This is a genomic window from Eoetvoesiella caeni (assembly GCF_003315175.1).
GTDB classification, from domain to species: Bacteria; Pseudomonadota; Gammaproteobacteria; order Burkholderiales; family Burkholderiaceae_B; genus Eoetvoesia; species Eoetvoesia caeni.
Genome location: NZ_QNRQ01000004.1, coordinates 217,902 through 231,300, shown reverse-complemented (window position 1 = coordinate 231,300; position 13,399 = coordinate 217,902). Strand labels below are relative to the sequence as shown.

Here is a 13,399-nt window from a genome sequence, read left to right as displayed (position 1 = left end):
AGTCGCTCAGAAGTCCATAGATTCCAAGGACTTGCGAGGAAATCAAAGGCGGTTCTAAGTGTTTCATCAAAGCTGCGTATGGGACGCCCGCAATTGGCGATGTTTTCGGCTAGAACAATCTTCCGGTCTTCCAGTGTTTTGATGCGGGTTTCGTAGGCGGCGATTACCGATGGCACAGAAGCATCAGCGATCCGGTCAAGGAATTGTTCGACCTGTTCACTGACTTTCGCCATTTCAGCCTTGAGTGTCTTGGTCCGGGTTGCACCCGTAGCGAGACGGTGATCCCAAAGGTCTTTGAACATGGCGTGTGCTGCCTTAAAGAGATTGGCAGTCGGCTGCATCTTTCTTAGCAACTCCTCAAAATCCCCTTCAATTACGCTGCGGCGGATGGATTTCCCGTAACTATCGCAGCCGCGCAAGCGGCAGAGATAATAGGGGTGATACGCCGTATTGCCCTTGGACCAGCACGCCGTTAGCGGCGTGCCGCAATCTCCACAGATCACAGCCCCGCGTAATGGGAAATCAGCGTTCAGGTCCTTGCGGCTTGGCGCTCTGGCTTTCCCGTTGATACGGTCCTGAATCTTCATCAGGGTTTCATAGCTGATAAGGGCTTCGTGATAGCCCTTGCGCGAGGATATGTCCCACTTGGGCGCGGCCACGTACCCGGCATAGATTGGGCGCGTCAGAATATCGGTCACTTGCTGGCTGCGGACATTCCCTTTGCGGTCACGCGGGAATTCCGGGAAGGATTCCAGAAAGCGTCCGACTTCGGCTTGAATCTGGAAGCGGCCAGAGGCAAAGCCTTCGAGGGCTCCTTGAATAATGGATGCTAATGGTTCGTTGCGTGTCAGAACATTGCCATGACCGGGAACCCGCTGATAGCGGTAACCGACCGGGCAAGCAAACGGCCAGTAGCCGTTCATGACACGCGCCCGCATACGATTTTTGGTTTGCTCCGCATTTTTGCGGCGCTGGTGCTGCGCCACGGTTGCAAGGATGTATTCCTGTAATTCACTGTCGGCGTCATCGCCGAATTCGATGCTGGGCGATTCCAGCGTTCCACCCGCAAGGCTAATGGCGGCGCGTAATTCGATATGGGCCTTCATGCCACGAGCCAGCCGGGAAATATCGTCAATCAGGACGGCAAGCCCTGCTTGGCGGTGCTTTTTGAGAAAGGCCAACATGGATTTCATGCCGGGGCGCTCAGTCAGGCTGCCAGAGGCATCGTCCATAAAGGTTTCGATGACTTTGTAGCCCCTTGCGTTGGCGTATTCGATACAGCGCGTCTTTTGTGAGCCAAGGCCATCGCCGCGCTTGGTCTGCGCCGCGCTGGATACCCGGCAATAGATGACGGCGCATTGTTGCTCTATGGTCATGTTATCTCCTCATCATCCTCCACCGTATCATCGGCGGAGATATTGAACTCATGCGTTGGGATAGCCTGTTCTAGCGCATTCCCGCCGTTTTCTGAAGCCTTTTGAAAGAGGATAGGCAGTGTATATTCGACATCGAATCCTAATCGGACAAAGGTTGCCATGATGTTCCAAAGCGTATGAAGGAACTCAGCTTTTTGGGGTTCGGTCAGATCGCAGTCTTCGATATGTTCGAGGTACTTGTCGGCGTCGAAGCCGAGGACATTGCTGGCCTGTGACGGCTCGGGATTGATGGGGGGCAGTTTGTTGTTGCTCATCTCAGTTCACCTTGCGTAGTACAACTGGCGGTTGACCACATTTCCATATTGCTCTCAGCCCGCTTAACAACTCGTAAAAACAGGCGCGGATTCTGTTGTGCTTTGCAGTACCAAAGGTTAGGGCGGCCTGTAGCCCTCGGGATAGGCCCACTCGCCGAACTGATACTGCGGCCAGTGCGCGAGACGCGCAGGCACAGGTTCACGGATAACCCGTACCCACCTTTGACCGCGAGGCCCGGAAACGGGCACGCGGTCATGCGGCGGATGAAATGGGTTGGGTAGATACCCGCCCGCCATTTCAGGGCGGGTGAAGTAGGGATGTTTGTTGGCCCGGACCGGGGCCAGGCCGAGGCCCGAAATGAACAGGATTTGTTCGTCCTCGGGCATGCCAAGCAACTCGTCCGGCATCATGAGCGCACGCGACTGCTTGGCGCGGTGCTGCGCCGCATACGTGGAATGCGCCAGGCCTATACCGGCGGCGAGAGGGTCGCCGCCAGCCAGCAGGCCATGCAGGATGCGGGCGGTCTCCGTCCGCGCCGCGTGCTGCTGGAGCTTGTCGTCGAATTCGAGGGTCTGTTGCCCGAGCATTTGCGAGGCCAGACGCGCGGTGTCGAGGTCGCGCACGCCGAAGAACTGACGGCATTGGCTGGAGCCGACGAAGCCGGACAGAGCGGTATGGCCGTAGTTACGGGTGATCTGGCCGGGGTCCTGCCAGAACGACCAGGTGCGCAGGCCCATCCCCCGGCCATAGCTATAGGCGCGTAGTAACGCTTCGAAATTCCCGAGCTGTGCCGCCTCATCCACCACGAGGAGGACGCCCGGCGCGGCTGGGTTGCGGTTTTTGTAGAGGATGGCGGTGCCGAAAATGGCCCGCTGCACCGGGGCCAGCAGCCCGAGGTATTCGGCGGGGATGACGAGATAGACGTTGCAATCCTGCTGGCACAGGACCTCTAGCGAGAAATCCGATCCGCTCAAGGTTTCCCGGATGGCGGGGATGCTCAGGGCCTGAACGGCTTCATAGAGGCTGCCGACGATTCCGCTGTACTCTTTGGGCGCTTCCTTGCGCTTGCTGTCCATTTCCTCCGCCACGCGGCGGATGTCGCTGTCCGGCATGGACGCCATGCTTTGCATCAAGGCGTCCCAGCCGGACTGGATCGCCATCATGTTGACGAGATCGTAGAAGACCGCGAGGCTGATCGCATCGCGGGTCCGGCTGTCCGCTATTCCCATGACATGGCTTTTGACCAGCGTTTCGGCCAGCTCGCGGGCGCGTCGCCCGAAATAGTCATCCCCCTGCACGGGCAGCGGGATCAGATCGGCCACCAGCAGCTTCACGTCCGCATGCAGGGTCGGCGAGTCGTGGCGCAGGATGTTCCACGGGTTGACGCGGTGGCGCGGCAGGCCGTGCAGCCCGAAGGGATTGATGCAGTACGCGGCCTTGTCCAGGCGAATCTGGTTGCCGATGGATATGGCCGCCAGTTCGCCGCGCGGGTCGTTGATAATCATGCGGCGCGGGGCGTGCCAGACGCCTTGACCGTCGCGAACGCCGCACAAGTTGTAGGCCAGCACATCGCGAAGCTTGCCCGAGCCCGCACCGCCGAAGGTGATGATGGGGGCGTCGCCAGCGAGGCGCAGCGGGCGGTCGCCCAGATATCCCAGGAACGGGCCGGACTGCCCATGCAGTCCCGCGTGGGCCGCCTCGTCCGGCAACGCCCAATGGGCGCTGCCGAAGCGGAATTCTTCGTGGAAGGCAGTCATGATCAGTCCTTGAAGCGGCGCATGGCCAGCTGAGTGACGATCCAGACCATGCCCGCCGTTAGGAGGAACGACGTGGCCATGAAGATGAGGCAGGCTTCGACCGCCCCCATTACCCAGACGAGCGATTCAGCGAGATCGCGGCTCCAGAATTTGAGAAAATAGGAGAATAGTGGACGGTACGTCATTTCGAAAACAATGGGTGTTCCCATTAACATGACCGCGAAGGCAATGACGCCCGCGAGTGTGGAAATGCTTTGGTACAGTCCCGAAGGGCCTTGTTCCTGATTCATGGTTCATTCTCCTTTGGAGTGTGGAAAGAATAGAAATCAGCTTACCGATGGTCGTTGGAATCGGTTGGAATCCGAGCATCAGGGCGAAGGACCAAGGCGAGCGCAACCGGGAGGCTGCACATGGATAGAAATCAGACCAACTGGATTGACCCGGCTACCGCAAGGCGGCTGCTCCTTGAGTACAGGCAGGCGCTGGCGGTCAAAGGCGCTTCAGAGATTGAGCGGCAAATCGACCGGCACACCCGGCTCGGGATCAGCCGCAAGACCATCGAGAACTGGCTGCACGACGCGGACAGCACACCCAGCCCCCAGACACTCAAGATCGTGCTGCGGTTTTTGCAGACCGAGCATTTTCAAAAAATGGTGCCGCGTACGCGGGACTACCTTGAAGCTGACGCACGCCTGTATCGGCGCGGTGCGGCCTTGTTTGATTTACATGGCGCTCAGGACCTGGACGCAAATGAATATGCCCGCTTGAACTCTCTCATTGATGGGTGGTGGAGCGGACCGGTTTCCCAGCGGGATATGGGCACCCATGAGACCAGCTATCTGCACACCGATTTGGTCCCCGGCCAGCCCTTTTCGAGGATGTTCTTGTGCATGAGGGCCGAACATTTGTTGATGGGGTCCGGCATCGTTTTTCCCCTAAAAGGTTCGGAAGAGGCCGACCGGTTCGAGGCTCGCATTTGGTCTCGAAGTACCCTTCAGGAAAACGTGATGACGATCATGAGCGCGATGAGTTCTCCCAGGAACGGAGGTCTCATGCTGGTCTATCAGGATCACGATCAGCCGCATCGAATCTTGCACGAAACATTTTTTCCTGCCGATGAGAACCTGGTTCCCGAAGAGGTCAGGTCCACGTTCGAGAGTTGGAGGGGCGATGCGATTCCCCACGATCCGACAGGCCGCATTGAGGCTTGACGAAAGCATCGGAGCGCAGTGACAGGGACGCAGCCAAGGCGACCGGACGAGCGTGCCGACGTAGTACAGGCATGCTTGGCAGGGAGACTTGGCGCGGACCGCAAGATGTGTTCTGTACTACGTCCAGAACCATCTTGCCAAAGGGAGGCGTGCCGCCCCCTGTTGGATACCCCCTGCTGATGGCGCAACCCGGCATCGAGCCGGGCCGCACCATTGCAACGCTTGGCCGTTGCATCACCAGCCTGCCTGCATTGGCATGAAGCGCCAATGCAGGCAGGTCGGGCGGAGCGTTCCATCTCCCCCGACACCCCCATGACCAAGGGCGATTTCCGCTCTCCCTTGGAACCCATCAGGCAAGAGGGTGACTTCGCTCTCCCCCTTGCATCCCCCATCGGCCAACCCTGCGCGGATTGGATGCGCGTGCGGCAGCACAAGTCGCCCGGCTCAGGGCCGGGGGGCTTGGCTGGCAAGACTGCGCTGGATGTTTTCCAGCGTTTTGCGTGCGGCGGCTTGCTGGCAGACTGGGCATTGTGTGGATGCGGCTACGCAGGCGACGCGGCGGAACATCGCGCGTAGTTCACTTTCGCTCTGGCGTTTCAGTTCGTGGATAGTCGGGATATACGTGGTCATCGTTGCCTCCTTGGCTCGGAGGCCGCGCCTGTCGCGGCCTTTGTGGAGGCCGGGAAGGGCGCAGGGATCACTGGCTGCGGACACCCGAAAGGGCTGCAACACCGTGGAGGAACCGGAAGAGTCCGGTTTGTCGCTGTCATGGGCCTGTGCCAGAAACGGCGGGAAAAAGGCCGTGCAGGCGGGCGTCAGGCTGGAGGAGGCGCTGGAGCGACGTTTATCTTGACATGTACGGACGAATGACGTACATTGGAATGTAGAACGTGAACCCATCCCCGCGAGGTCAACCATGCTGCATTCACCTGAAACCCACGACAAGCCGCGCAATGCGCGTCTGGAGGCGCGCGTGTCCAGCGACCAGAAGGACTTGTTTCAGCGCGCAGCGAACCTGACCGGGCGCACCCTGAGCGAGCTTGTCATCGACAGCACGCAGGAAGCCGCCACGAAGATCGTGCAGGAGCACGAGGTCATCCGCCTGAGCCGTGAGGAGCAGGTGGCTTTCGTGACTGCGCTGCTGAATCCGTCCGAGCCGGGGCCGCGCCTTCAAAGAGCAGTACAGAAATACCGTCAACAGGCGGGACTGTGATTGGCACTCGATTTTGCCCCTGAGCATATCGGCCCACTTGAAAAGACGCATGAGCGCAAGTCATTCGATTGCGGCCATGAAGACCTTAATCGTTACCTGCGCGAACAGGCGCGGCAGGACGCTGAAAAGCGGGTGGCCGCGCCTTTTGTGTTCACGCAACCGGGCGATCCCAAGGTGCTCGGGTTCTACACCCTTTCATCCTCCATCATTTCCGCTGACGAACTTCCGGTGGAGCTGATGAAGCGGCTGCCGCGCTACGGCCAGTTGCCCGTCACGCTGCTGGGGCGGCTGGCGGTGGATCGTTCAGCCGGAGGTCAGGGCGTTGGGGAATTCTTGCTGGTCGATGCCCTGCGTCGCAGCCTGGAGACCGCGCAGCAGATCGCGGCCATGGCGGTGATCGTGGATGCGAAAAACGAGCGGGCTGAAAGCTTCTACCGGCATTTTGATTTTCAGCCGTTCCAGCAAACGCCGCTCCGGCTGTTCCTGTCGATGGCGCAAATTGCGAAATTGTTTGAATAGAGCGTCCTTGCCATAACCTTTGCGGGCTTCGTGGGTGTTACCCTCATTTACGATTGACGCCGTAATCAAGGGCCGCGTAGGCTGGCCCATGCGGCGACCGGCAGCGTCCGAGCACGAAGGTCGTCGATATATCCTAAAAGGTACTTAATTGAACGCGGTAGAAATTGAACAGGCAATCACGGATTTGGCAGAACAGCCGTTCGACGGCGCGGCTTTTCCGTATGCGTTTCTTGAGGCTTTCGGTAACAAGGCGACGACGATCCAGCGTCTGCGCAGCGGTGCGACGAACAAGTCCGACCTCGGCGGCGTTCTTCAAACGAACAATATCCATATCGCTGTCTGCGGCAACGGACAGGCCACGACGACGCTCACGGCCCTGAAAGATAGCCCGGCCACGCTCCGGGCAAAGGCGAAATTCGTCCTTGCCACCGATGGCGCGGACTTCGAGGCCGAGGATTTGACGAGCGGCGAGACTGTCGCCTGCGCCTTTACGGACTTCCCGGATCATTTCGGCTTCTTTCTGCCGCTGGCGGGCATCAGTACTGTCCGGCAGATCAGCGAGAACGCCTTCGACATTCGAGCGACCAGTCGCCTTAATCGTCTTTACGTCGAACTGCTGAAAGATAACCCTGAATGGGGCACGGCGGAGCGCCGCCACGACATGAATCACCTCATGGCGCGGCTCATCTTCTGTTTCTTCGCCGAAGACACGGACATTTTCGTCGGCAGGGGTAAATTTACCGAGATCATTGCGCAGATGAGTTCAAAAGACTCATCAAACACCCATGAGGTGATGAGCACGCTGTTCCGTGCGATGAACACTAAGAAAGAAGATCGCGCTGCCGCCAAGATTCCTCGCTGGGCGGACGACTTCCCTTATGTGAACGGTGGCTTGTTTTCCGGTAGCATGGATGTGCCGAAATTCAGCAGAATCGCGCGTTCGTATCTCCTGCACGTGGGTGGACTTGACTGGACGAAAATCAACCCGGACATTTTCGGGTCGATGATTCAGGCCGTCGCCGACGACAAGGAGCGCGGCGAACTGGGCATGCATTACACCAGCGTGCCCAACATCCTGAAAGTCTTGAATCCGCTATTCCTCGACGATTTGCGCGCGCGACTTGAGGAAGCGGGCGACAACCCGCGCACCTTGCTCAACCTGCGCAAGCGCATGGCGAAGATAAGGGTCTTCGATCCCGCCTGCGGCTCTGGCAACTTCCTTGTCATCGCCTACAAGGAGATGCGCGCGATAGAGGCCCAGATCAACGAACGGCGCGGAGAACGGGATCACCACTCGGAAATTCCGCTCACGAATTTTCGCGGGATCGAGCTGCGCGACTTCCCGGCGGAGATCGCACGCCTTGCACTGGTCATTGCGGAGTATCAGTGTGATGTCTTGTACCGGGGGCAGAGGTTGGCATTGGCTGAGTTCCTGCCCCTGCGCAACGAAAATTGGATCACCTGCGGAAATGCGCTGCGGCTGGATTGGTTGAGCATTTGTCCATCGACGGGCACGGGCGTGAAGGTGCAGGCTGATGACCTGTTCGAGATACCACTCGATCAGGCGGAGATCGACTTTGAGAACGAGGGGGGAGAGACATATATCTGTGGGAATCCACCTTATCAAGGTGCGCGAGGGCAGTTCCGGGAGCAGAAGGAAGACTTGAAGCGCGTTTTTGACGGCCATACGAATGCGTGGAAGTCAATCGACTACGTGGCTGGGTGGTTCATGAAAGCCGCTGACTATGGGGCGCGAGCCAATGCTGCCAGTGCCTTTGTCGCTACCAACTCCATTTGTCAGGGGCAGCATGTACCGATCCTCTGGCCCCTGATTCTCGCGTCGGGACACGAGATTAGCTTCGCTCATACAAGCTTCAAATGGACCAACCTGGCAAGTCACAACGCAGGTGTGACTGTTGCGGTCATCGGCATATCGAATCGGCCACCAAAGACTCGCCGATTGTTCTCCATCTCGGAAAGCGGAAATGCAATCTTGCAGGAGTCTGCAAACATTAACCCGTATCTCGTTGCCGCCCCGAACGTAATTGTCTCGAAGCTCTCCAGCCCCATTTCAGACTTGTCAGAGATGAGCTATGGCAACTATCCGGGCGACGGTAACTTTCTGACCCTTACCGCGCTTGAGGCGCAAGAATTGTGCGCCAGGCGGCCCGACTTGAAGACGATTGTCAGACCGCTCTATGGTGCTCAGGAGTTCATCAAAGGTCTAAGTCGGTTCTGCCTTTGGATAGACGACCAGATGCTCGACTTGGCATCAAGTGATCCCATGATCGCCAATCGAATTGAGTCAGTGCGTGCCACCCGGTTGGCAAGCCGGGATGCGTCTTTGAATAAACTGGCCACGCGTTCTCACCAGTACAGGGACCGCAATGTTGCTCAATCTCAGCTCGTCTTGGTACCCACTGTATCCTCAGAGCGACGTCAATACATACCGACGGAGCTGAAGGGCGCAAGCTCCGTTACTACCAATCAGGCGTTCGCGCTCTATGACGCTCCACTGTGGAATATGGCGCTCGTCGCCAGCCGCCTGCATCTCGTCTGGATCGCAACTGTGTGCGGTCAGTTGGAGACGCGATACCGCTACTCCAACACTCTCGGCTGGAACACCTTCCCGGTTCCTACCCTTACCGAAAAGAATAAGGCCGACCTGACTCGCTGCGCAGAGGACATCCTGCTGGCGCGCGAGCATCACTTTCCGGCCACCATCGCTGACCTCTATGACCCTGACGACATGCCCGATGATCTGCGGGCAGCGCACGAGCGCAATGACGAAGTGCTGGAGCGCATTTATATTGGTCGCCGCTTCAAGAACGATACCGAGCGGTTGGAAAAGCTGTTTGACCTCTATACCAAGATGGCTGCGGCGGCTGCACCAGCCAAGAAGCGAAAGGCCGGAGCAAGGGCATGAGTGACCATGTGTTGCTTCAGATGTGGGGACCGTTTCGGGAATCGCTCATAAAGGGGCATTTGTTCTATATCGAGCAGGCGCAGAAGCGTTTGCTCTCGCAGTTCGACGATATTGAAGCCGAAGCCGACCGTGCCGCCGAGGAGTGGCTGGAAAAAAGTGGCCCGCGTTTTGATCCGGATCGACACGATCCCGGCGATTTCTACGAAGCTGCCAATGATGCCGGTATTGAATTCTATGGACTCTTAAGCGAAATGCGCGAGCAAACCCGTTTGAGCGTCGTTGCAGGGATGTTCCACGAATGGGATAAGCAACTGCGCAATTGGCTGGTGCGCGAAATTCAGCACTGGCATCGTGGCGAGAATGTTAGCTTGCAGGTCTGGTCAGTCAATTTCGGGCAGATAACGGATTTGTTGGGAAATCTCGGCTGGGATGTCCGCAGCGAAGAATATTTCCGCGCGCTTGATGCGTGTCGCTTGGTTGTCAATGTTCATAAACACGGCGATGGAAAATCCTTGGATGATCTGAAGAATAGTTATCCGGAATACCTTGATGATCCTTTAGCAGGCTTCGGAGAGGGGCTTTCCGACCTGAAATATCGGGATCACACGCACCTCAAAGTGAGCGATGAACAGTTTCAAGTGTTCTCAAATGCGATTTTGAGTTTTTGGCGGGACGTTCCGGAGAATGTTTTCGAAAGCCAAGTAACTGACATACCTCAGTGGTTTGATAATGCCATGAAAAAAGACCGCGCCAACTCGCAACAGACGAACAAAAAATGATCAATCAAGCCAATAAATCCGTCCCTTCCGTATCCGTCACCTACGCCCGCAACGGTACATCGACCAAGGCCAATGCTCTGGGGATGCGGCCCATGCAGGAGCGCGTGTACGAAAAGCGCGGGGAACAATTCCTGCTCATCAAGTCGCCGCCCGCCTCGGGCAAGAGCCGCGCCTTGATGTTCGTTGCCCTCGACAAGCTCCAGAATCAGGGCTTGAAGCAGGTCATCATCGTCGTGCCGGAGAAGTCCATTGGCGCGAGCTTTAACGACGAGCCATTGTCGAAGTTCGGCTTCTGGGCCGACTGGCACGTTGAGCCCCGGTGGAATCTGTGCAACGCGCCCGGCAACGACAACGGCGGTAAGGTGAAGTCGGTCAGTGCTTTCCTTGAGAGCGATGACAAGGTGCTGGTCTGCACCCATGCCACATTTCGTTTCGCAGTCGATGCGTATGGCGTGGAGGCGTTTGACGACAGACTGATCGCCGTTGATGAATTCCACCATGTGTCAGCCAGTCCGGACAACAAGCTTGGTCTGCATCTAGGGGAGTTCATCGCACGGGGGCGCATTCACATCGTCGCCATGACGGGCTCTTACTTCCGGGGCGATGCCGAAGCTGTTCTTGCGCCGCAGGATGAATCCAAGTTCGACGCCGTGACCTACACCTATTACGAGCAGCTCAATGGGTACGAGTACCTGAAGCAGCTCGACATCGGCTATTTTTTCTACAGCGGGCCTTATGTCGATGACATCCTCAATGTTCTCGATGCTGACGAGAAGACCATCCTCCACATCCCAAATGTCAATTCGCGCGAAAGCACCAAAGACAAGATTCGGGAGGTCGAGCACATCATCGAGGCTTTGGGCGTGTGGCAAGGTATCGAAGCGGCGACGGGTTTTCAGCTTGTCAAGCGACCTGATGGTCGCGTACTCCGGATTGCCGATCTTGTGGACGACGATGGCACGAAGCGCGACCGTGTATCCGCCGCGCTGAAAGACCCGACGCAGAAGAACAACCGGGAGCATGTGGACATCATCATTGCCCTTGGCATGGCGAAAGAGGGCTTCGACTGGATTTGGTGCGAACACGCGCTCACCGTCGGCTACCGGGCCAGTCTGACCGAGATCGTGCAGATCATCGGGCGCGCGACCCGCGACGCGCCCGGCAAGACCCGCGCGCGTTTCACAAACCTGATCGCCGAGCCGGACGCCTCCGAGGAGGCTGTCGCCGAGGCCGTCAACGACACCCTGAAGGCTATTGCTGCGAGCCTGTTGATGGAGCAGGTTCTCGCGCCGCGCTTCGAGTTCAAGCCGAAGAATGCCGATAGCGGGCCTACTCCGGGCTTTGACTACGGCGAGGGCGGCTACGACCCCGACAAGTGCAACATCGGCGTCAATGAGCAGACCGGACAGTACCAGATCGAGATCAAGGGCCTTGTCGAACCCAAGAGCAAAGAAGCCGCACGCATCTGTCAAGAAGATTTGAATGAGGTGATCGCCAGCTTCATTCAGGACAAGACCGCCATTGAGCGCGGCTTGTTCGACGAGGAACTTGTGCCCGAGGAACTGACCCAGGTCCGCATGGGCAAGATCATCAAGGACAAGTACCCCGAACTTGACGCTGAGGACCAGGAGGCCGTGCGCCAGCACGCCATCGCCGCCCTCAATCTGACCCAGCAGGCAAAGCAGCTTGCCACGGGCGGCGACATTGCCGAGCCGTCGGCCAACACCGCGCTGATCGACGGCGTGCGCAAGTTTGCGATGGATGTGCGCGAGCTGGACATCGACCTGATCGACCGCATCAACCCCTTTGGTGAAGCCTACGCCATCCTTGCCAAAACCATGAGCGAGGAAAGTTTGAAGCAGGTCGCGGCGGCTATTTCCGCCAAGCGCACGACTCTGACACCCGATGAGGCCAAGGAGTTGGCGGTGCGCGCCGTGCAGTTCAAGAAGGAGCGGGGCCGCATGCCCGCGCTGGACGCGCAGGATGCGTGGGAACGCCGCATGGCCGAAGGTGCCGCGACATTCATGCGCTTCAAGAAGGAAGGACGCTATGAGTAAGACCGACCTCGACGAACTGGCCTCAGAACTTGCTGAGTTCGCAGCGCCCGAGAAAAAGGGCGGACGCTCGCCACAGGAGGAGCGCGTCATTGCCGGGTTTGAGGAAATTCAACGGTTCTACGAAAAACACAATCGCGCCCCGCAGCACGGCGAAGATCGTGACATTTTCGAGCGGCTCTATGCTGTTCGCCTCGACCGTCTGCGCGCACTTCCCGATTGCCGCGCTGTCCTTGAGCCGTTTGACCATCAGGGTTTGCTTGCGGGTTCGCCGGGTGCTGCGGTGGCGACGGAGTCTATTGACCTGGACGAGTTGGCTGCCGAGTTGGTGGGGGCGGCAGACGCTGACGACATAACTGTCCTGCGTCATGTTCGCCAGAGCGCCGAGAAGCGCGCCGCCGATGAGATCGCACAGCGCAAGCCATGTGAGAATTTTGACACGTTCAAACCGTTGTTCGAGGCCGTGCAGCGTGAACTGAAGGATGGCATCCGTGAAGCGCTTGCCGTCCACAAGCTGGACGAACTCAGGCTTAATGAGATTCAGCAGGGTGAGTTCTTCATCGTTGAGGGTCAGTTGGCCTATATCGCCGATGTCGGGGAGGAAATCAGGACGAAGTACGAACGCCGAGACAGTCGCCTGCGCGTCATTTATAACAACGGCACAGAAAGCGACGTGCTGCAACGTTCGTTCCAGCGCGCGCTCCATCGCGACGAGGCGGCACGACTTGTCACCAATCCATCCGCAGGGCCGCTGTTCGACGATGAAGCGTCAGGCGGTGATCAGGAAAGCGGCACGATCTACGTTCTGCGCAGTAAGTCCGACAATCCCGTTGTCGCGGCCCACCGCGACGTACTGCACAAGATCGGGGTGACGGGGCAAAGCAACATTGCGACCCGCTTTGCCAATGCTAGGAACGATGCCACCTTTTTGCTGGCCGATGTGGAGATTGTCGCCACTTACGACCTCTATAACATTAACCGGGTCAAACTTGAAAACCTGATCCACCGCGTATTTGATCCGGCGCGCCTCGATATTGAGATCAAGGATCGCTTCGGCAAGCCCGTTGTCCCGCGTGAGTGGTTTCTTGTGCCGGTGTTCGTCGTCGATGAAGCCGTAGCGCGCATTAAAGACGGGTCGATCACGCGATACATCTATGATCCGGGCTCGGCGCGCTTGGTTATCTCTGAACGTCACAGCTAGGGTAGGACAATGACCTTCTCTGGAGCACCGCAGGTCGGCATAGGGACG

General features: G+C 58.1%; 11 protein-coding genes and 1 pseudogene. 7 read left to right on the top strand and 5 right to left on the bottom strand.

Annotated elements, in window-relative coordinates; genetic code table 11:
- Nucleotides 1–359: 359 nt before the first annotated feature.
- The 4 genes and pseudogenes from DFR37_RS23535 to DFR37_RS09905 all read right to left on the bottom strand — a co-directional run.
- Nucleotides 360–1,376, bottom strand: a pseudogene (locus tag DFR37_RS23535) (recombinase family protein); the annotation flags it as partial.
- Nucleotides 1,373–1,690, bottom strand: a complete 318-nt coding sequence (locus DFR37_RS09915) for a hypothetical protein (protein WP_113933086.1) — start codon at nt 1,688–1,690, stop codon at nt 1,373–1,375. The pseudogene DFR37_RS23535 and the gene DFR37_RS09915, both read right to left, overlap by 4 nt.
- A gap of 117 nt (nt 1,691–1,807) precedes the next feature.
- Nucleotides 1,808–3,448, bottom strand: coding sequence for a type IV secretory system conjugative DNA transfer family protein (locus tag DFR37_RS09910; RefSeq protein WP_113933085.1), 1,641 nt, complete (start codon nt 3,446–3,448; stop codon nt 1,808–1,810).
- Nucleotides 3,449–3,450: 2 nt separating this feature from the next.
- Nucleotides 3,451–3,738, bottom strand: coding sequence for a hypothetical protein (locus tag DFR37_RS09905; RefSeq protein ID WP_113933084.1), 288 nt, complete (start codon nt 3,736–3,738; stop codon nt 3,451–3,453).
- A 120-nt stretch (nt 3,739–3,858) separates the two neighbouring features.
- Between DFR37_RS09905 and DFR37_RS09900 the strand changes: the two genes are divergently transcribed.
- Complete coding sequence (locus DFR37_RS09900; RefSeq protein ID WP_113933083.1) at nt 3,859–4,659, top strand: hypothetical protein; 801 nt, start codon at nt 3,859–3,861, stop codon at nt 4,657–4,659.
- A gap of 444 nt (nt 4,660–5,103) precedes the next feature.
- Here the strand turns inward: DFR37_RS09900 and DFR37_RS22795 are convergent, their stop codons facing one another.
- Nucleotides 5,104–5,289, bottom strand: a complete 186-nt coding sequence (locus tag DFR37_RS22795; RefSeq protein ID WP_147251605.1) for a hypothetical protein — start codon at nt 5,287–5,289, stop codon at nt 5,104–5,106.
- A 286-nt stretch (nt 5,290–5,575) separates the two neighbouring features.
- On the opposite strand from DFR37_RS22795, the gene DFR37_RS09890 reads away from it, so the two are divergent.
- From DFR37_RS09890 to DFR37_RS09865, 6 genes are all read left to right on the top strand, one after another.
- The gene (locus DFR37_RS09890) at nt 5,576–5,872 is read left to right on the top strand and encodes a type II toxin-antitoxin system TacA family antitoxin (protein WP_113933081.1); all 297 of its coding nucleotides are present in this window, start codon (nt 5,576–5,578) and stop codon (nt 5,870–5,872) included.
- The gene (locus DFR37_RS09885) at nt 5,873–6,391 is read left to right on the top strand and encodes a GNAT family N-acetyltransferase (RefSeq protein ID WP_113933080.1); all 519 of its coding nucleotides are present in this window, start codon (nt 5,873–5,875) and stop codon (nt 6,389–6,391) included.
- A gap of 148 nt (nt 6,392–6,539) precedes the next feature.
- Nucleotides 6,540–9,317, top strand: coding sequence for a class I SAM-dependent DNA methyltransferase (locus DFR37_RS09880; RefSeq protein ID WP_113933079.1), 2,778 nt, complete (start codon nt 6,540–6,542; stop codon nt 9,315–9,317).
- Nucleotides 9,314–10,096 (top strand): hypothetical protein, encoded by a 783-nt coding sequence (locus tag DFR37_RS09875; RefSeq protein WP_113933078.1) that lies wholly within the window; start codon nt 9,314–9,316, stop codon nt 10,094–10,096. Before DFR37_RS09880 ends, DFR37_RS09875 begins: the two co-directional genes overlap by 4 nt.
- Nucleotides 10,093–12,153: a DEAD/DEAH box helicase gene (locus DFR37_RS09870; protein WP_218951447.1), complete on the top strand. Its 2,061-nt coding sequence runs from the start codon at nt 10,093–10,095 to the stop codon at nt 12,151–12,153. The genes DFR37_RS09875 and DFR37_RS09870 overlap by 4 nt, the downstream gene beginning before the upstream one ends.
- Nucleotides 12,146–13,351 carry a GIY-YIG nuclease family protein gene (locus DFR37_RS09865; RefSeq protein ID WP_113933077.1) on the top strand — a complete coding sequence of 402 codons (1,206 nt, stop codon included), beginning with the start codon at nt 12,146–12,148 and terminating at the stop codon, nt 13,349–13,351. The genes DFR37_RS09870 and DFR37_RS09865 overlap by 8 nt, the downstream gene beginning before the upstream one ends.
- Nucleotides 13,352–13,399: the final 48 nt, after the last annotated feature.

Coding starts and splice junctions, on each gene's coding strand:
- DFR37_RS09910 (WP_113933085.1), bottom strand. CDS start 3,448: ATGACTGCCTTCCACGAAGAATTCCGCTTCGGCAGCGCCCATTGGGCG.
- DFR37_RS09890 (WP_113933081.1), top strand. CDS start 5,576: ATGCTGCATTCACCTGAAACCCACGACAAGCCGCGCAATGCGCGTCTG.
- DFR37_RS22795 (WP_147251605.1), bottom strand. CDS start 5,289: ATGACCACGTATATCCCGACTATCCACGAACTGAAACGCCAGAGCGAA.
- DFR37_RS09865 (WP_113933077.1), top strand. CDS start 12,146: ATGAGTAAGACCGACCTCGACGAACTGGCCTCAGAACTTGCTGAGTTC.
- DFR37_RS09915 (WP_113933086.1), bottom strand. CDS start 1,690: ATGAGCAACAACAAACTGCCCCCCATCAATCCCGAGCCGTCACAGGCC.
- DFR37_RS09900 (WP_113933083.1), top strand. CDS start 3,859: ATGGATAGAAATCAGACCAACTGGATTGACCCGGCTACCGCAAGGCGG.
- DFR37_RS09875 (WP_113933078.1), top strand. CDS start 9,314: ATGAGTGACCATGTGTTGCTTCAGATGTGGGGACCGTTTCGGGAATCG.
- DFR37_RS09870 (WP_218951447.1), top strand. CDS start 10,093: ATGATCAATCAAGCCAATAAATCCGTCCCTTCCGTATCCGTCACCTAC.
- DFR37_RS09905 (WP_113933084.1), bottom strand. CDS start 3,738: ATGAATCAGGAACAAGGCCCTTCGGGACTGTACCAAAGCATTTCCACA.